This window comes from Sphingobacterium sp. UBA865 (genome assembly GCF_002295765.1).
GTDB lineage: Bacteria > Bacteroidota > Bacteroidia > Sphingobacteriales > Sphingobacteriaceae > Sphingobacterium > Sphingobacterium multivorum.
Genome location: NZ_DBGB01000015.1, coordinates 75,993 through 95,628, shown reverse-complemented (window position 1 = coordinate 95,628; position 19,636 = coordinate 75,993). Strand labels below are relative to the sequence as shown.

General features: G+C 41.0%; 15 protein-coding genes. 6 read left to right on the top strand and 9 right to left on the bottom strand.

Features of this window, described 5'->3' with window-relative positions; genetic code table 11:
* Nucleotides 1-2: 2 nt before the first annotated feature.
* Together B2O97_RS08545 and B2O97_RS08540 are read right to left on the bottom strand one after the other, a co-directional pair.
* Nucleotides 3-3,134 (bottom strand): SusC/RagA family TonB-linked outer membrane protein, encoded by a 3,132-nt coding sequence (locus B2O97_RS08545; protein WP_070567270.1) that lies wholly within the window; start codon nucleotides 3,132-3,134, stop codon nucleotides 3-5.
* Nucleotides 3,135-3,153: 19 nt separating this feature from the next.
* Nucleotides 3,154-4,479, bottom strand: coding sequence for an IPT/TIG domain-containing protein (locus tag B2O97_RS08540; protein WP_070567272.1), 1,326 nt, complete (start codon nucleotides 4,477-4,479; stop codon nucleotides 3,154-3,156).
* A 1,260-nt stretch (nucleotides 4,480-5,739) separates the two neighbouring features.
* Between B2O97_RS08540 and B2O97_RS08535 the strand changes: the two genes are divergently transcribed.
* The 3 genes from B2O97_RS08535 (at nucleotide 5,740) to B2O97_RS08525 (ending at nucleotide 7,763) form a co-directional block, all read left to right on the top strand.
* Nucleotides 5,740-6,756 carry a helix-turn-helix domain-containing protein gene (locus B2O97_RS08535; protein WP_070567275.1) on the top strand — a complete coding sequence of 339 codons (1,017 nt, stop codon included), beginning with the start codon at nucleotides 5,740-5,742 and terminating at the stop codon, nucleotides 6,754-6,756.
* A gap of 287 nt (nucleotides 6,757-7,043) precedes the next feature.
* The gene (locus tag B2O97_RS08530; RefSeq protein ID WP_139145028.1) at nucleotides 7,044-7,277 is read left to right on the top strand and encodes a hypothetical protein; all 234 of its coding nucleotides are present in this window, start codon (nucleotides 7,044-7,046) and stop codon (nucleotides 7,275-7,277) included.
* 123 nt (nucleotides 7,278-7,400) lie between these two features.
* Nucleotides 7,401-7,763: a hypothetical protein gene (locus B2O97_RS08525; RefSeq protein ID WP_070567277.1), complete on the top strand. Its 363-nt coding sequence runs from the start codon at nucleotides 7,401-7,403 to the stop codon at nucleotides 7,761-7,763.
* A gap of 57 nt (nucleotides 7,764-7,820) precedes the next feature.
* Here B2O97_RS08525 and B2O97_RS08520 read toward each other — a convergent pair whose 3' ends face one another.
* From B2O97_RS08520 to B2O97_RS08510, 3 genes are read right to left on the bottom strand one after another with little or no spacing between them, the layout of a single operon-like run.
* Nucleotides 7,821-9,191 (bottom strand): RagB/SusD family nutrient uptake outer membrane protein, encoded by a 1,371-nt coding sequence (locus tag B2O97_RS08520; RefSeq protein ID WP_286767260.1) that lies wholly within the window; start codon nucleotides 9,189-9,191, stop codon nucleotides 7,821-7,823.
* A 15-nt stretch (nucleotides 9,192-9,206) separates the two neighbouring features.
* Nucleotides 9,207-12,416 carry a SusC/RagA family TonB-linked outer membrane protein gene (locus B2O97_RS08515; protein ID WP_286767259.1) on the bottom strand — a complete coding sequence of 1,070 codons (3,210 nt, stop codon included), beginning with the start codon at nucleotides 12,414-12,416 and terminating at the stop codon, nucleotides 9,207-9,209.
* The gene (locus B2O97_RS08510; RefSeq protein WP_286767258.1) at nucleotides 12,413-13,393 is read right to left on the bottom strand and encodes a TlpA family protein disulfide reductase; all 981 of its coding nucleotides are present in this window, start codon (nucleotides 13,391-13,393) and stop codon (nucleotides 12,413-12,415) included. The genes B2O97_RS08515 and B2O97_RS08510 overlap by 4 nt, the downstream gene beginning before the upstream one ends.
* A gap of 1,152 nt (nucleotides 13,394-14,545) precedes the next feature.
* Here B2O97_RS08510 and B2O97_RS08505 point away from each other — a divergent pair.
* Together B2O97_RS08505 and B2O97_RS08500 are read left to right on the top strand one after the other, a co-directional pair.
* Nucleotides 14,546-14,818: a helix-turn-helix transcriptional regulator gene (locus tag B2O97_RS08505; RefSeq protein ID WP_070567287.1), complete on the top strand. Its 273-nt coding sequence runs from the start codon at nucleotides 14,546-14,548 to the stop codon at nucleotides 14,816-14,818.
* 46 nt (nucleotides 14,819-14,864) lie between these two features.
* On the top strand, nucleotides 14,865-15,110 hold the full coding sequence (locus tag B2O97_RS08500; protein ID WP_286767257.1) for a hypothetical protein: 246 nt from the start codon (nucleotides 14,865-14,867) through the stop codon (nucleotides 15,108-15,110).
* A 153-nt stretch (nucleotides 15,111-15,263) separates the two neighbouring features.
* Here B2O97_RS08500 and B2O97_RS08495 read toward each other — a convergent pair whose 3' ends face one another.
* Nucleotides 15,264-15,494 (bottom strand): hypothetical protein, encoded by a 231-nt coding sequence (locus B2O97_RS08495; protein ID WP_286736398.1) that lies wholly within the window; start codon nucleotides 15,492-15,494, stop codon nucleotides 15,264-15,266.
* 48 nt (nucleotides 15,495-15,542) lie between these two features.
* Nucleotides 15,543-16,124, bottom strand: a complete 582-nt coding sequence (locus B2O97_RS08490; RefSeq protein WP_286767256.1) for a PD-(D/E)XK nuclease family transposase — start codon at nucleotides 16,122-16,124, stop codon at nucleotides 15,543-15,545.
* A 174-nt stretch (nucleotides 16,125-16,298) separates the two neighbouring features.
* Here B2O97_RS08490 and B2O97_RS08485 point away from each other — a divergent pair, with 174 nt between their 5' ends.
* Nucleotides 16,299-17,498: a hypothetical protein gene (locus B2O97_RS08485; protein ID WP_286767255.1), complete on the top strand. Its 1,200-nt coding sequence runs from the start codon at nucleotides 16,299-16,301 to the stop codon at nucleotides 17,496-17,498.
* Nucleotides 17,499-17,604: 106 nt separating this feature from the next.
* Here the strand turns inward: B2O97_RS08485 and B2O97_RS08480 are convergent, their stop codons facing one another.
* Nucleotides 17,605-18,045, bottom strand: coding sequence for a hypothetical protein (locus B2O97_RS08480; RefSeq protein ID WP_286767254.1), 441 nt, complete (start codon nucleotides 18,043-18,045; stop codon nucleotides 17,605-17,607).
* A gap of 106 nt (nucleotides 18,046-18,151) precedes the next feature.
* The gene (locus B2O97_RS08475; RefSeq protein WP_145327591.1) at nucleotides 18,152-19,609 is read right to left on the bottom strand and encodes a hypothetical protein; all 1,458 of its coding nucleotides are present in this window, start codon (nucleotides 19,607-19,609) and stop codon (nucleotides 18,152-18,154) included.
* Between the last annotated feature and the right edge of the window lie 27 nt (nucleotides 19,610-19,636).

The following is a 19,636-nucleotide window of genomic DNA, read 5'->3' as shown; positions in this document are numbered from 1 at the left end:
TATTAAAAATTAATATAAGCCTGTAACGAATAAGTCGTCGGAATTGGGTATTTACGTCCACCCCAAGCCGCCTGTTCGGGGTCAAAAATCTTAACGTTATCCCAGATATATAGGTTGTTTCCAACAAACTGAAGATCCATGGATTTGACACCTAATCGCTTTAAGAAATTCGGGCTTACATTATAGCTCAACGTAAGTTCTTGCAATCGCAAATAGCGGGCATCATCCATCCAAAAGGAGGATAACTGACTGTTGTTCCTGTTATTACCATATTGCAAACGCGGGAATTTGGCATTTGGATTTTCGGCTAAGGATAAATCAATACCATGCTGTAGCGCATAATCTCTCGGGATCCAACGATTGGCAGGATCATTAGCCATGGTAATGACGTTACCATCTGTACCGCCGAAGAAGGGCATATAGCCCATACCCGTATTTTCAGTAACATCTTTATATTTCATCGGCTGCCCAACATAGAAGAAGGAAGTCTTACCTGTTCCTTTGAAAAGGACACCTAATGATAGATTTTTGTAACGGAACTCTCCCCCGAATCCATACATGATTAATGGATAGTTACTATGGGTCAATGGTACTTTATCAAGGGTATTAATGATACCATCACCATTCACATCCTTGTATTTAATATCACCGGGTAATACCGTTCCAAAGCTTTGTGTCGGACTGTATTTAATGTCATCTTCGTCTTTAAATAAGCCTAATGCTTGATAACCACGAATGGAATTATGAGGATAACCATTATACTCTAGGTAAGAATACTCTAGGTAAGCCTGTTCCCAGTTTTGCACAACATTTTTTGAATAAGTGAAGTTACCCCGCAAAGTAAGGGTCATATCACTATTCAACTTGGTGGTGTAGCTAATATTACCATCAGCACCCGAGCTCTTCATACGCCCCACATTGGCATACGGATTAGAAATTACGCCCACATAATCCGGCACTTGCACCCGCGGTTGAAAAATACCGTTCCGTTGATCTTGGAAAAAGTCTATAACAAAATCAATTTTATTATTAAAGAGCTTTCCTTCAATACCCAAATTGGATTTAATAGCTCTTTCCCACGCTAGATTGTCTGCACCGATACGGGTTTCGGTAATCGTTTCTATCCCATCAATTCCCCAGACCTTATTCCGATCTATATCCGCCTTAGTGAGGTAGGGGAAACGTACGTCATCTACAATTCTATCGTTACCTACAGTACCATAAGACGCCCTGATTTTGAAGTAATCTAACCAAGGAGCTACATTCTTCATAAATTGGTAACTTGTAGGTACCCATCCTATCGCTACCGAAGGAAAAAAACCATACTGGCGACCAGGTTGAAAATTCTCGGAACCGGTATAACCGAAATTGGCATCCAATAGGTAAGTATCCTTATAACCATAGGTAAATCTACTGGAAACACCTTGATAACGAACAGGTATCGCCGTCAAATTATTGGTTGCATCATCCGTATTTTTGGCATCGCTCAGGTAATAATAAACTAAAGCTGAAGTACGATGATCTTCTCCAAATTTTTTATCATAATTAAGTGTAGACTCAAAATGATACTTTCGATATTGGCTTACGAATTTTGAATAGGACGCGGGCCTTTCCTGTACCTTTTGAACCATGATCAATGACCCATCCAAATTACGGCCTGTTGCTTCATACAATGCAGGCTGCATCCACCTACGTTCAGAAAAATAGCTCTGGATATCATAAGCACCTTGACCACGGATTTTCAGCCCTTCAAGCACACTGCTCAAGTCCTGATCCAATGCCAGTGTTACCTTACCTTTATAGTTTTGATTATTATAGTTACCTGTACGGTTGATCATCACATAAGGTGATGAACGCTGCCCTGATCCAACCCCGGGTAATAAGCCATTAGAGTACTGAAGCGGGATGGAAATGGGCGTAAGTGTCGATTGTGTTTTCCAGATATCATCCGTATTACCATAACCAGGTTCTTTTTTAACAGATAGAAAGCCATCTGAACCCAAAAATACCTTCGTTGTTTTGGTTAAGTTAATATCAAGATTAACACGGTAATTGTAAGTATTGTAGCCAACATTAGAACTGTAAATACTATTCTTATCGACTTTGTACGCTGCTGTTTCGCTATTACCGCCCAAACTCAGGAAGTATCGTGCTACCTCAGAACCGCCGCGCCCAGAGGCATAATAGCTCTGACGCCAAAAGCTTCGGTTTAGAATCTCATCCTGCCAACTGACATCTGGATACATATCTGGATCTAGATGTTGTTGTATAATACCTAATTCTGTATCATTAAACAAGGGCTCGCTCCCCCGCACTACGGAAGCTTCATTAGCCAATAGGGCATAATCATAAGCACGTAGGTATTTCGGTAGGCGATTAAGTCGTGATAACGTAGAGTTTGCTCGCCCTGTAATCTGGATACGGTCTACGGTACCGCGTTTAGTGGTTACCAATACAACGCCATTTGCACCCCGCACACCATATACCGCTGTTGCCGAAGCATCTTTCAGAATGGAGAAACTCTCTACATCAGCGGGATCGATCGTATTTAAATCACCTTCAAGTCCATCAATAAGCACTAAGGCTTTCGCATTGGCACCAAATGTACCAATACCACGCACCCAAAAATCTGCAATATTTGCTCCAGGCTCACCCGAGGTCTGCATCGAAATAATACCAGCGGCGCGGCCCCCTAACATATTCGCGATAGAAGGTGCGGGACTTTGTAACTGTTTTACATCTACTGTTGTAATGGCACCTACAGAACTAATTTTTCGCTGTTTGGCTCCCAGACCGACAACCACAACCTCGTCGATATTGGTGCTCTTGTCCAGCATCTTTAATTCAAGATTACTGGTGGATTCTACCACCAAATGCTCGGCAACGTCATAGCCCACACTGGTAAATACCAACCAGTCTCCATACACAGCTTTAATAGTAAACTTTCCCTTATCATCTGTAGAAGTTGCTCCTTTCGGTTTATCCTTGACATAGATTGATACTTTAGATATAGGTTGCCCCTTGCTATCAACGACAGTTCCGGCAATCGTTAACTGTTCTTCTGTTTGTTGTGCAAGCGCAGGTGATAGCCAGAGGCACAGCGGCAGCATGCACAAAAAATAAAAAATCTTCATAATATAATAAGTAGGTTAATTATTCGATAACTAATTTACGGATGCGCGCATTGCTCCAATCGGCGATATAGATATCGCCCTGATCATTCACCGCAACTCCCCAAGGTTGGTTGAACTGCGACTCTACAGGCCCACCGTCTTTATAACCAGCTTTAGTCGGTTGTCCGGCAACAGTAGAAACAATTCCATCAGCCGATAGCATACGGATACAGTGATTACCATAATCGGCAATAAACATATTTCCGGTCTTGTCAAATTTGATATCCTTTGGATAATTGAAAATTGCATCTTTAACGGGGCCGTCGCGAAATCCCGACCCACCCGGTGCATTGATACGTTTGAAGCCTTCGTTGATATGTTCAGGACGTAGGTCTAATACAGAAATTCCTTGTGCAAACGTGTTCGGGCTAGCGTTTGAGTGTAACGTAATATACAACTCCCAAGGTTTTGCTGGATTAATAGCCTGTCCATATTGTGAACCATAAGGCCCTTTGTGCACGATCGTCGCAGCATATGTCACCGGATCTATTTTAGCGATATGACCATCACGGAAGCGTGTATATAAATGGCCATCGTAGGGGCAAAAAGTCACAAAGTTGGCATATCTATCCGCCTGAACAATTTTGCCGTAATCAGCTGCTGAGAACTGTGCATTCCGCTGGCGAAGTGTCCAAGCTTCTCTTGGATCAAAGGAAAAAAACACTTCCGCAACCGACTCGTGCGAAACTGTCATAATACCTGTTTCCCGATCCACTGTCACCCCGTTGGCATAAGGGTTTGGTGAGGATGCAGCTGAATATAAAGGGGTAACGATATTTTCCTTTTCGTTGATACGCGCTATCCCAAATGATCCACCATCACGCCAGGTCATAAATAGGTTGCCTTGCGCGTCCATATCTAGGTATTTGCCATAGACATGTGCCTGATCGAGTGTACCTGCTAAAAAGTCCTTATCCCCTGTACCGGTAACTGTACTGACCTGCGCCTGGATATGATAAGTAAATGATTTATCATAAATCAATGAATCTTTACCGATGACAACCGAAATTTTGGGATCATCACCAGGAAGACGTGGCACAATAGCATAAATACGTTCTCCACTTGAGGAGACTACTGCAGCCCGTGCATTATTAAAATACACTTTGATCTTATTTGGATCGGATCCAAAGTTTTGACCATCTAATAAGATTTTATCCTTAGCTCCGCCTTCTGCAGGATAGAAAGAAGAGAGCACGACCGGTTTATTGGGATCATGCTCACCTTGCCTTGTTGCAACATCTTCTTTACAATAAGAAAAAAACAGCAACGATAACAAAGAGAATGTTAATTGATTATATTTTTTCATAATAATTTTGGTTAAACAAATCTATAACTGGTTCTGACTTGAGATCGAATACAATTCAGAAAAACAAACAAAACAAATATTTCAAAACAAACAAAACAAATGTATTTCTTAAAAATTGAAAGAATAAGAAATAAACAACACAAGTTAAAACAGGTATAAGATTTAGATTAAAACGCTGCAAAACTAACAAACAAGACCACAAAAACTACCATAACAATGATTACCATATTGTTAACATTGTTTTAATTTAAAAATAAGTAGTTAGTTTCATATTTAAGAAAAAAAAACAAAAAGAAACATCACCAAAACAAAACGAAACAACATTATTGTAACATCTCAATTCACAGTTTACGCAGATACTAAGACAAACCGTGGTGTTTTCTTTCACTTCCCATATTTTGGGGATTTTTGCGGGACATTAAAAAAAACAAAAAAATTGGCAGTTAAATGATGATATCGCAACTAGTTCATCCTTTTTCATAAATCCTTCGTACCTGCCTCGCCCCTTATTCGGAGGCCGCCCGCTTCTTCTCCACTGTTTCCCTACTCCTTCCCTACTGATTATGTAGGCAATATGTAGATAATCTGTAGGAAATATGTAGGCGCATTCCGAAGATGGCACGAACCAGACACGAAAAAATGGTGAATAAAGGGGAGAGAAAAAGAGCATAATGATTAGCCAATTTTCGGCCACCATATGGCCGCTTTTCGGCCAAAAAACCTTCCATATCCTTGAACTGGTAACAGTTAAAAATTCAGGAAAATGAAAAAAAATCTAGCGCCATACAGCCATTGTTCAGTGCGAGCATGTCCTAGTCTTGTCCTAATTTCTCCAAAAGTGTCCTTATTTCGCAAGAGGTGCGAGCATTCCCACTAAAATCCAGTATTATGTATTTTGAAAACTAGTGGGCTAGTACGGAAAATGTACAACTCTTTCTCCAGATTTGGACAACTTTTAACCTTATATACTCGATATATTTGGGATCAATTCAGCAGTGACAGGAAGTAGTGTCGATCAATTGAGAAGTAATGCAGTTGATTTAGGAATTAATTCTACAATATAAAACAATCACAAATTCTATGTTTGAATTCACTCATCCATTAGCTGGGATTTAGGCGTAGTCAATAAATAACAGTCAAACCGAGCTATAAAATAGCAAAAATATATTAAATAAACATGTGCTGGACGGTAGTATTTAGTAAATAAATTATAAATACTTTTCCATACCGTAAAAGTTGAAAAATAAACCACGATCAATTATGAAGAAGACCTTCAAATTTATATTACCAAAAGTAGCTTATTTCGAGGACGAAAAACACCCATTTCTCACCCAATTACCTGGTGCCAAGCGTAATCTATATGAGGATCCTTCTATCCAGCTTGTAGAGGAATACATAGATTACCGGCAGACCATATTATATCGGCTACAGGCCCATGTGCCCACTGATTGTATCGTGCAACTTAAAACAAACAGGCCAGACTTTCACCTGATTTATACCAAGAACGCGACGGACGATATTATCGTTCAAAAACATGGTACCAAAAACGAAATAGTACTTCCCCATAGACATAGTACTTTTACCTACATTCCGCGCAGTAAATTCGATATACTGCTAAAGCCCGGGAATTACCTGGTCTACGGGCTATTGATTGATATCGGCCTGGTGCGGGACATCATCTACCATCACGGCCACTTTCTATCCGAATTAAAAAATGCCAGAAAAAGGGATAAATCCAGTCTTTACCAGACCGCCTTATGGCCGATCAAAGAGCTGACTGATTACCAGCTCAACCGCATTGAAACAATCTTTTTCAACTATAGCAAACAAAACGAAGCAAAGGTTGTCGAGCAGATTTACCAGTTATTTGATATCGCCGAATCAAAACAATTTGCATTCTATGAGAAACTGAGCGAAAGTGAAATACTGGCCAGAAAAGCTAGAACAATGATCCATGATATCGTCAACCAAGGTTTTCAGGAAGTGAATATAAGCCTGATTGCCACTATCCTAAGCGTTTCTGATGCCCACCTGACGCGCTGCCATAAACGCCATTACAGACAGACTCTTTTACAGTATAGGGACGAAATACTCCTTCCGCTGGCAAAAGAAAGATTGCTTTCGACTTATAGTATTGGCGAAGTAGCCAATTTTTGCGGATTTAAATACCCAAGTGGTTTCTCCAAATATTTTGAAAAACGGGTAGGCCTGTATCCCTCCGATTATATTGAACTCCATCGTAATCCCGACAATGACAAAAATGAATACATCATATGATCAAAAATGGATAAATGAATTCACCGAGGCTGCCTTACCTTTGAAATACGCTTAAAGAACGAAAAGCAAAAGAGATGGCAGGCGTACAAGTGCCATGCGATCCCCGTCTTTCCCGACTGGGAGTCCAGCTATCTTCGGTACGTCTGCGAAAGGTTGGGAGGAGATAGCTGGAGCAAAATAAAATAGGGACGCGGGTACAGCGATAAAGTGCAAAACAACACAGAGGGCAGGCCGCACCCAGGATGTGCCGCTGCGCTACAGGTTATGGATAGGTAAAATGAACGAAGATGAAAAGTCTACAAACAGTAAAAACGAAAATCAGCCAGCTAGGCCTGCAGATCAGGTCGGGGCTCCAGTCCTTAGGGATCCTACTGTTTGGGCAGTTTGTCCTTCGATTCAGGTATAGAGCCATTCTTTGGTTCAGCACACTGCGCTATGCTCCTATCTGTCTATCCTTGGCCCTAAAGAGAGTCGCAAGCAAGATGTTGTATCCGCGTAAGTTTGCACTGTTCCCGAGTTAGCTGGCTTCTCGGCTTCCAGGAAGCTGGCCGACCATACAATAGGAACCCTCGATTGCATAACTGTGAGGCAAAACCGATGTGCAAAATGATTACCAACAGAATTTCAAATTAAAACATTACACCATGATAACGTTAAAATCAAAAATCATAGCTGGATTTACAGCATTAATACTATTATTCGGAGCTTTCTATATTGTGAGAGCGAACCAGAACAAAACGGAGCCTACTGTAGCACCAAAGATGCTTGCAACGCAATGGTTTGAATTTATCGGGTCTTCATCGGATTCCCCGACCGATCCAACTAAGTATCGGCTCATAGAAGAAGATGAACCGATGCCGACCTGTAACCCAGGGGATCAGGTATGTGCACTACGGGCACCTGTAGATTTAAACGGGCAGCCCGATATAGACAGCACATTGCAGAATGAAATACAGACTGCGACTTCAAACGAGCAACATTCGGCAAACGTACGGGTGAGGGAATAATCTGACTACTCCTGAAAAAGAGAGGAAAGACTGATTGTTTTTCCTCTCTTTTTACTGTCAATTCTGAGTGAGCGACCCATTATCAATCACTTCATCAGGTAGTTTATACAGATACCTGACCACATCGGACGGCTTCATTGTATATGTTTTCCCTTCGGCGGTCCTGGTCATTGTTTCCACCTGTTCACCGAGTAGGATATACCTTCTGATATCTGACCACCGCTGTCCCCTAAATATCAGTTCCCTTTGACGTTCCTTTTTTATGTATTCCAGTGCCCTCCTTTGGTCTGTAAACACTACGGGTTTAAAGTCATCTGTGGAAAAACGCCCTGCCCGAACCAAATCGATGTCTTTTGCCGCATCGTTCAGCCTGTTTTGGCGGATATTCGCCTCCGCACGGATAAGGTACATTTCGGCCGTCGTTGTCCCGCAAAATAACTGGGAGGAATTTAAACCATTATAATTCCCCTTAAAGAGGATTTCCCCGAGGTTGTTCAGGGAGAAAAATGCCACTTTCCTCAGATCCCCCTTTTCATAATTGTCATATTCATGCATGTTTACCCGTCTCCTTGAAGGCGCAAGGGCTACGCCGCCGTTCATGGCTACGTCGAAAATCACTTCCTTATTCCATTTGGAAAAAGGAAGACTCGCGGTAGCGGTTATTTCCGTTCCATAGTCCATAACTTCTGACCGGATCATCAGGGCGGAATCCGCGTACCGTCCGGCAGTTTCAAATTCGGACATGACCAGGTATATTCTGGCCAGTTCTGCATAGGATGCCGCTTTTGAAGGTCTTGTCGGGATATCGGTTCTGTCCGGCAATAACCCAATGGATGTTTTCAGGTCAGTGATGATAAAATCATAGCATTGACGAACAGTACTTCTTGAGATCTGTTCATCCAGGGATGGCTCAGTCCGTAAGACCACTCCAAGCTGGGCATTGCTCCCCGAAGGATCATAAGGAAGGGAAAATACCTGCAGCAGGTTGAAGAGCTGGTGCGCCCTATAAAAAAGGGCTGCCCCCCGAAGCGTATTCACCTCCGCTTCATCACTGGTGGCCATTTTTATAGAAGGCAGGTATTTTAGTACCGTATTGGCATACAGGATCGCCTGATAGGGGCCGGTCCATTGGCTGGCCACGGGACTATACGGTTGCCAGAGATAAAGCAGCCTATCTCTTTCGTTGGTCATTCCTGCCCACGAAGTTTCATTTAGGTAGTAACTGTCACAGGCTGTTTCCCCAAGGCCTGTTGTGGCAAAGTTCATTACCACCTCGCTGTTGTCAAGCAGGCCCCGCAGGTCCTGCAGGCTGCTGGGAATGGAGAAACTGTCATCAGGTTTTAAGTCAAGATATCGGGAGCAGCCTGAGAGGACGCATGCCACCAGGCTAATGATTGCGCCACTTTTTAAAAATTTTCGTTTTTTCATCGTTGTCTACGTGTTTTAAAATCCAATCTTAAACCCTCCCGTTAGTGTCAGCGGAGGTGCTATCGCACCGTTGGATACGGGGTCTATCCCTTCTTTGTTCGCTGTCCAGATCAGCCCCATATTTGTACCCATGAGAAATAGTTCCAATGACCTTATCCGCTGTCTTGCGATGTTTGAGAAACGGTAGGAAAGCCTGATATCCTGTAGCCGGATATGGTCTCCCCGCCTGACAAGAACTTCGCTGAGGCTATAGAAAGTTTCCCGGTCTGTATTCAGGGGATAGTACATTGCTGGTACATCGGTGTGCAGTTCATCACCTGTCTTTTTCCATCGTATGGAAATATCTGAATGCCCTGACCAGTTGCTGAAAAAGGAAGAATAGTTGATGCTGTTCTTTCTGAAAAAGTAAACAAATTGCCCTGAGACGGTGAATGCAAACTCCAGGTTCCTGTAGCCTATCCTGTTCCGGTAGGATGCCGTTAGCGGGGGTACACTTGAGCCATGATATACCAGATCATCCAGATCCGTGTTTCTGATTATATTTTGATAATTGATCGAAGGTTCTCCATTTTCGAATCCCCTTGGAGCTCCCTGATCAGCTGTTAATCCGTCCCAGCGGAAGCTGGTCAGCATATTTCGGTCCTTTCCCACAAAATACCCGGCATACATCGCCTGATTGGTCACAGCCAATATCCTACCATGATATTTTTCCAGGGTGGTCCTGTTGTACCCGGTCCGTAATACCCCGTTCCATGACCAGTTGCGGCTGCTTATAGCCGTCGAGACGGTGAGGTCTAATCCCTGGCCTTTGAGTTCCGCGGAATTCATTGTCACGGAGGAGGTACCCAGTGTTGGATCGACAAGAGCGAAACCGATCAGGTCGAGCGATTTCTTTCTGTAATAATCAAAAGTAAAATCCAGTCTTTTATTCCACATTTTCCATTCTATGCCCGCATTGAAAGTTTGAACTTTCTCCCAGCGCAGCCCCGGATTCTGCAAGGACAGGATATTGGTAAACGGCTGGTTCGAATAAAAATCCAGATAATTGGCCTGTTGGAGTACAAGTTCAGCAGGGATACTTGCATCCACATTTCCGCTATAGCCGAAGGAAGAACGTATTTTAAGATAATTCACCGCATCGGAATGATAGAATGGTTCCCCCGATATTTCCCATCCACCGCCCATGGACCAGAGCGGGGACCATTTATTTCTTGTGTCCACGCCGAATATATTGGAGGCATCGCTTCTAGCACTGGCAGACAGAAAATACCGGTCGGCAAAGCTGTAATTTATAGTTGAGTAGATGGATACATATCTATTTGCCGTTCTTCCTGTCCCCAGCCCATTTGGTATATAACCTTTACCGCCGATGGCGGGGAACAGGGGATATGTGTTGGCAAAATCGACTGGCGAAAAAGTATTCCTGTCTGCCTGGACCCCATAAGTTCGGTAGGATGAATTGCTGTTATTGATTTCCCTTACCTCGGCCCCGGCTATCCCCTGAAGGCGGTGCCCCCTGCCCAGCTGCCTGTCGATGTCCAGCTGGGTCCGGAGGGAATAGCCCCATAGTTTGGCATTGCTTCTGTCCTGTATGCCACCATCAGGTATCCCATAGGTCGTCTTGCCTCCGTTTATGGCTGTAAAGCGGTTGTAGAGGTTCCGGGTATAATAACTGTTTTCTTCCAGTAATGACGAGGATTCTGTTAGGGCGCGGTTCAGCTGCGACTGAAGGGTGAACCGTAGGCCTTTAACTAAGTCGTAACCCAGATCAAGCCCCCCGACAATCTGCTGATTTTCTGACCTGCTACCGGTTCTTTCGAGCTCATCCAGGGGGACAAAATTCCAATTCCTGGATACCAGCCCCTGATTTTGGTCGATAAACGTTCTGTCATAGTCCGTGTAGAGTATGTCATTAACCCCGTCGCTGTTTTTCAATTGTGCATATGGATAGAGTTCTTTGTTGTTGACCTTGATGTGGCCGTAGCCTACCATATTGGAAGTGTTATACATGGTGCCCGTGATCCTGCTAAAAGAAAGGTCTGTCGAAAGGGTCAGTTTTGATACCGGCCTGTAGGTCTGGCTAAATCTGGCCGTGATCCTGTCCTGGCCGTTTGTTGGCATACTATAGGTATTTTTATTGTAACCGAGCGAAAAAGAATAGCTTACCTTATCCCCGCCTCCACGCAGGCCTATGGAAGAGCTGCTTTCAATAGCATTTCTGTAAACAAAGTTCAGAAAATCATTTCTTACGTCATTTCCCCGCGGTACAGCTAATCGTTCCTCGAGCTCCTTTTCGCTGATTTCCTGTTTCTGTTGCTGAATGAGAAGCTTTACGACTGGCGTGATCACCGGCTTTTTGCTGTCATTGATCTGTGTACCATAAAAACCTTTTTCAAAAAGAAACCTCTCCATGTCAATAAAATCACTGGACGAGGCGGTCTGGCGCGAGAACAGGTCCGGTTTTCTCGAAACCATCAAGCTGGAGGAAACATCTACGGAAAGAGGCTGGTTCAGTTTGCCTTTTTTTGTTGTGATGACCAGTACACCATTTCCAGCCCGTACACCCCAGATTGAGGCGGCGGCAGCGTCCTTTAGCACGGTAACTGTTTCTATATCCTGGGGATTGATATTTTCAAGCGTGCCCTCAAAAGGGAAGTTATCCACAACGATCAGGGGAAAGGTCTGGCCTATAAGGCTGGACTGTCCCCTAATGGTGAGGTTGGGCTGTTGCGCTGCTCCATTAAAATTATAGCCGGTCCTATCTGTATAGGCACCTGAAATAAGACCATCTATCCTGTCAAGTAGGTTTCCCGATGTATTATACTGTATTTCTCGCTCGCTGATCGTTGCTACGGAGCCGGTAGAAGCCCTTCTGTCAATACGCTGATATCCGGTGTTGATCTTCACTTCCTCCAGCGTGTTTGACCTTGGGAGCAATTCAACAGAAATATATTGCGCGTTTCCCAATAAAATCGGTCGGGATACCGGTACATATTGCACATCCCTGATCAGGATCGTGTCTTGGCCACGGGCAGTCGGCACAAGGGTAAAATTACCTGTAAGGTCTGATGATGTCGACACATTGTTCCCTTTAAGCATAATGGTTGCGCCCCGGATAGGTCTTCCGTTGGATTTATCCACTATCTTTCCTGAAATTGTGATATTGGTCTGCGCAGATAATGAGCTCCACAATATCAGCAGCAAGAGTGTTGTCCATATTTTCAAAGCAGCCCCCCTTTCTTTTGAGTATTGACCTGTTTTCGGCTTTGGATATTTCCGGCCGCTTTGGAGCTTATTGTTGACCAGTCATCGGCTTGTGCCTTTATTATGTTTTCAACGTCAAGATATTTGGCAGATGTGATTGCCCTGATCTTATTGCCCTTGATCCATACAATATGCGGTACGGACTGTACTCCGAAATAATAGGTCAGAACGAAATCTTCGGCTACAGAGAAGGGCTTGTAGTCCTTGAACCAATATAAAATGGTCTTTGAATGTTCGATTTCGTCGGTAGTTTGCGCAGTAACAGGTATCACGGAAACGGATGCTGGCAGTTCTATTTCTTTTAGCTTTCGCAGTGAATTCAGGCAGCTTCCGCACCAGGTTGCCCAAAAGTCCAGTACAATGAGTTCCTGCTTTCCAAAATCATTCAATGTAATCCTTTGTTTTCCGTCTGGGTGGTTTACAGTCAGTAGGTAGAGCCCCCACAATGCGTCTGGAATGGTATCTCCGATCTGTAATGGCTTGATGCTATTTAGCCTATCCGCCCCGCTGTCTTGGCGGAGCGTCTGAGCAGATAAACCAAACATATAAAACATAAGAGCTAATAAGATAAACGCTCTTATGTTCTTCAATGCCTTAAAAGAAAAATATAAATATTGAAAAACTATAGCTGTAAGCAGAAGCAATCCCCTACCAACTCCTGACCAACTTCGCCCTTTCCGCGGGTTTTCATCGAGTCGGCTGCGGAATTTCAGTGGGTCACACCGATGAAAACCCGATGCCAATTCGAAGCGAATAGCATAAAAGGCAGAAGAAAGGCCGGTATTAACTGGGAAAAAGTCCAAAGCCAGTAGGCGTACTTTTTTCAGCACTCGCCCAGTACCCTTACAATAGGATCTGCTCGAGTATCTGGCCAGTGCTTGGCAGATGTAGGTATTTATAATTATCTTGACTAGCGTCAATAATTTTAACGTATTCATAATTTGTTTGTTATTGGTTATTTCGATAATCGACTGAAAAAATCAGCGATTTTTTTGCTCAATTCCAGTTCTTTTTCTATAAGCTCGTCTGCTTCCGATTACAGCTCAGCTTTAGTAATATCTAGTTTACGATGATTGACGATACAGTATACGATCAACAGACGATACACTGCAATTGCAAACTCCTGCATTTCTTCATCTTTCAAAAGCTGACGCCTTTCTACTCCATCACCAACATAAGCACTCAACAGCACTAGGATATTAGCAGATATCGCATTTAAGGCATACCGATCTCAGAATGGTTCGATCTCCTTTATAGAGCCATAATCGACCTTGTGGACATCGTAAATCATCCAATCAAAAGCAAATTGTAGCACCAAAATCCTTTTCATTTTTCAGTTTGTAAATCCGTAACCCAAAGTACATAAGATCCCCTTTCCGATCGAAATCAGCTTTTTTTAAGGCCTGATCATACTCAGGTCAGTTTGACAATAATTTAATTAATTCGGGGAGCCAGATCGCGATTGAATGAGGAGTCACACAGGTAAATATATTGGCGTTACGCGATCCATGACTAAAAGAGACCAAATAGTATTTGGCAGAGCCAGCCGAGCTATTCGGGAGCTGTGATGATGTTTTTTTGTAATTGCTTCCGAAAAACAAAAGCACCGATAAAATCACATTTTTGTAATGTTAATTGGTGCTTTATTTTTTTGATTTTATTTCTCATAATTCGTCAAATTAAAACGAACTCAAAGAAATAGTCAAAAATGGATGACTACTTGCTTGTCGTAGCAGCAGAGGCTCTGGCGGAACCTTTACTCATTACCCTAGGAAATAACTTTCAGTACCATTATTAAAAAATAATGGGTGATGCCAAAGATCAAGCAAGCGCCATCCTACCCTAGGAATATTTTCCAAAGATAGGATAAATTGACGCATTACTCACCCTCCATATCACAATAATCGCCAGATCCTGCTACGAGAGTTCGCTATTAAGTTTAGTTTAATTCCTACTTTTTATTTTTTACCATTAAATTCAGATAATTATATTTAACCACCACAAATATATAAAATCATTTAAATAACTCCAAATAAAACGTATCGTTTTATGGAGTGGTGTTTTACCTACAGCTTCCGTTCTTTTATAGAATGGAACATAAAAACAATAATAATATACTGGTTCTTGATGTTGAACAAAAACTAATTGGCCTGCGTTTCAAGCAAATAAGAAAAACCATGGGCTATTCTAGTCATGAGAACTTTGCTTATGATTACAATCTTGACAGAGCTCAATACGGAAAAATCGAAGCGGGATCGTCCAACATGACACTAAAGGTTTTCATTAAACATCTAAATGCCATTGGTTATTCCTTTCCAGAGTTTTTTAATGAAGATTATGACTCAATAAAATTAGATTCTTAAAAGCAAGGTGAAAATTTATAAAATCATGAATCTTCAATCGTAGTAAGTGTCGCTGGATTCTTATCCAGCACACGGCGTTGATCTGCAAGACATTGATCTTTATAAAGTCCAGAAATTTACGAATAAAGTAAATGCGGCAGTTGGAAAATTTAAAGACGCTCAAGCTGATCGATTAGGAAAATCATGTTACCACCGCGGCCCTTTTTTTATTGGGGAAAGCTATATTGGCTATAATGTCCACGTAGGCCGGCTGAAAACACCATCTTTTATCATCGATGACCGAAATGTTTAATATGCTCTTTTTAATGTTATTGAAGATGCAATGCGTTTTTGAAAAACTAAATGAAATCAACATGTTACAATCCAAGATTATTCAGACCATCTGTATCAAACGAAAAGCCATCCTCTAAAGAATGGCTCTATAATATTTTATAAGCAAAAAATCCTATTTCAGCTCCTCCACCTGTTCGACAGTCAGTCCTAAAGCTTTAGCAATATCTTCTACAGCTACAACAATTTTCTTAAATTCTAACGCTGATTTAAGCTTTTCAGCTAATTTCTCAGCTTCGGCTTTGGCACGCTCTTCCAATCGGCCTTTCTCCATACCCTCCTTTTCAGCATACGCAATTGTAGCATTATAGACACGTTTTTGTTCTAAGCTTGATATGTATGACATCTTCTCTTCCAGCGTTAAATTTGCCAGTTCTCCTATAGCAAAACTAAGCTAAATTTCAATACGAAAGAAATTTAGCGATCTCTCATCCGCTTTATACATATTATTAAGTCGGATGAAAATACGCGATAACATTCTTTTATCCAAATACTTAGGTGATCCATCCAGCTCATCCAGATGCTTCATCAGGTACATCCATTGATCTATGATTGTATCCAACCTGGACAGTGGCTTAATGAAATTGGGCAAGACAAACATCTTATAGCTCAGCTTGGGATAAAGAACTTCTTGGTCAAGTTCATCAAAGATATTGGCACTGTAATAATATTTCGCCCTGTTCAATGGATCAAGCCGAAACCCCAGTACGGCAATAAAATATACCGGTGGCAGCTCATAATTATTTCCCGCAGTTGCTTTCTTGGTCAAGCGACTAATCGTTCGGGAGGTATAGCTTACCCCACGGTCAAAAATCACTTTCCGATCATACGGCAAACCGCCATCTTCTTCAACATTGCTGTAACTGAGATCCTCGACCATATGCTCTCCCTCAAGCAGACTATTTAACAAATTGATTAAATTCTCTTTATTTTCCTCCCGTCCAAAATATAGCTTCCAGCCAAAATCAGAAAGCATACTAATGTATTTTGATGTTTTAGTAAAAAACACTCACAAATGAATCATATCCACAATATTTAGTAGAAATAACAGACTTATTGCAATCCCAAAAACATTTTTCAATAATCGGTATAAAAAGCAACTACAATTTGTTAAATTTACATTACATTAATGTTATCAATTTGTTAATAATTGAATATCAAAGGATACTATATTGCGTTTTTAACCATTTTATTTTGGTTAACCTACAGTCCAAAACTCGTTAGGGCGCAGCATCATGATTTCGATTTTTATGATGGCAAAGTATCTATTGATATTCCATCGTCCTTTAATATTCCATTCAATGACAGCCTAACAATAGCTCACATACAAAAATTCTATCAAATAGCTGATCAAACTAATTACATACAGCTTATAAATAGCCTTCTCGAATACAAAGATGAACATCATCTAAATGATTGGGTATATTATCAGCTGATTCGCCGCACCGCACAACAGATTGCTCCCAAAACGGAAAATTACACCCGCTACACATTATATAAATGGTTTTTAATGTGTAAATCTGGTTATGATGCTCGTTTGGCTGTGGGTAGTAATCAGATCATATTTTTCATTCAGAACAAAGAAGATATCTCTGATATTCCCTTTTTTGAAATTGATGGCAAGAAATACACCTGTTTAAACTTCCATGACTATGGAAAGCTCTTTCAACGCGCAGACACCTATATTCCTGTCAAAATTAAAGTGCCGGAAGCCATCGAAGATTTCAGTTACAAAATCACCAAACTACCCGATTTTGTACCAGCAAATTATAAAGAAAAGCAAATTGAGTTCAGCTATGGGCATAAAGCCTATCATTTCAATGTCAAGTTGAATGAAGATATCAGTGATCTTTTTAAAAACTATCCTGGCGTAGATTTTGAAACTTATTTCAATATTCCACTCAGCAAAGAAACTTATCAATCACTGATTCCTGCGCTCAAGGAAAATTTAAAAGGAAAAAATCAGCAGGAAGGTGTCGATTATTTAATGCGGTTTACGCGATATGCATTCTTATACGAAAATGACGAAGAGAATTTCGGATCCGAAAAGCGCCTTTCTGCAGAACAAACGCTATTGAATAAATACAGTGACTGTGATGACCGTGTTGCCCTGTTTTTTTATCTGGTAAAGGAAATCTACAATCTTCCTATGATCACCCTGCTCTATCCCACTCATGTAACGATGGCCGTCCAATTTGAACATCCTATCGGTGATGCTATTTTGTACAATGGAAAATATTATTCTGTCTGTGAACCTACACCACAAGCGCAAACGCTAGATATAGGTCAATTGTCTGAGGAGCTTAAAAATCAGTCTTATCAAATTGTTTATCACTACGAGCCGAGATAATATCACATTGTACCGGGGTTTCACATTCGCTTTATATCACAGAATCTAGGTGAAAATCGTCATTTTGGAGAAGAATAATTAATCCTCCACAGCGCTTTTGTTTGATCTAAAGTTTGTTTATAAAATCAAGTACATCTGCATATTTTCCATCTGTACGTTGCCCTGCAATTGTTACCGTATTTTTTTTATCTCCGGATTTTATTGTAATCACATAGTCTGCTCCATCTACACAGCGTGCACACTCCTCAATTTTGGCGTTCATTAAATTATACTTATCGACATATGATGATAACTTTCTAAACGTGTCTTCACTTGTTTTATAACTTTTATCTTTTACAGTTTGAGGATTACCAGTAGTTTCCGCAGCATATTTTACTTCTGTCTTATTTTGATCCACACTGATATTTACAAATTCACCCCAGCCAGAAATTCCTTTTATTTCTACATGAAGACCTTTAGTTTCTGAATCAATTTTATCATCTGATTTTTTACAGGCAACAAATAGTAAGGTAACACTTAGTACCAATAGATAGATCGTTCTTTTCATATTTTAAAGTTTAGTTTATTATTTTCAATAACGAATTATTTAACATATTTGCTACAAAAAAATCCTGCACGAGGCAGGATTTTCTATTTATTTAACTAAACTATAATTATTTTACTTGTCCAGGAGTTGTATATGCCAAGTTCTGTGGATCATAATGAGCCCAACCACTTGTCCAATCTGTCGTACCAAAAGCACCTTTATAAGCCACTTTCTCGAAGAAACTTCCCGAAACCTTAGCGTTGGTAAAAATCGCACCACTAGCAGCTGCAGATCCTGATAAAACTTTAAAATCTGGAGTAGCACCTGTATTTGAAAAATCAGAACCGAAATTATATGGTGCGACAAACAGCTCAGAAGCATATTTACTATTATCGAAAACATTTTTAGCACGTATAAGTGTTGATATAGCGGCAGCGTTATCCGTTGAACTAACTTTCAAATCTGCATCTTTAGAACCGTATACCAAGTTATTTTCAAACACAGCAGAACCAGTTAGGAAATTATTTGAAGTTGAATTAGCTACAGCAACCTTCGTATCATCGATATACAGACCTGCTAACGGGAAACCTGAAATAACAGAATTTAAGATGCTGATAGAGGAATTTCTACGAATTTGTGCACCATGTTGATAATTTGCATTAAAAGATCCACCTGCTTTTTGAATAGGACCAAGAACAGTTACATTAGAAAATACTGCTGATGTTTTGGGCGTTTGAACTGTTCCAGTAGCATTATTATCAGATTCATATCCATTCGAACCTGACTGATCTGCAACTGTAGGTACACGTTGTGCTAATGCAAATTGGACATTGCCAGAATACCCAAAATCTGTATCAAAATCATCATCCCAAGTTCCTACAGCTAGAAGATGTTTCGCATTTACTGTACCACCGAACCATTCAAATGCATCATCACCTGAACGGTAGACTTGGATATATTCTAATGTTGTACCGTTTCCTACACCTCCCAATGTTAAACCGTTAATTTCATTATCAACTGAATATGCAATTCCAGCAAACTCAATACGAACATATTTTAAAGTTCCTGAGTTGTCTGCAGCATCAGTTCCTCCATAATAAATATAATTTTTTTCATCCTTACCTGTTGGTCCAGCAAGACCACCTTCGATCTTAACATCTGTACCTTGGTTAACAGGAGCCTTACCCAAAAGGATTACTCCACCCCAGTCACCCTGGGAACGAGCTCCAGCCGCCAAATTTGATGTAAATACAATTGGTTTGTCTGCTGTTCCTGTTGCATTAATTTTAGCGCCTCTTGTAATTGTTAATGTAGCTTTTGAAGCTTTATCACCTTTAATAATGGTTCCAGGTTCGATTGTTAAAGTGGCACCATTACTTACGTATACGAATCCTTTTAAAACATAGATTTTATCTGATGTCCAAGTTGTATTACTTGTAATCTCTCCAGAGATTTCTACGACATTTTGATTTTCAGGATTTGTTGGAGTTTCAGTACCGCCACCTTCATCCGTAATTGTTGTTTCCTTACATGCTCCAGCAAATAATAACGCTGCTAGTGAGAAGAATAAAAATCTTTTTTTCATTTTTTAAGCTTTAAAATCTTGATACAA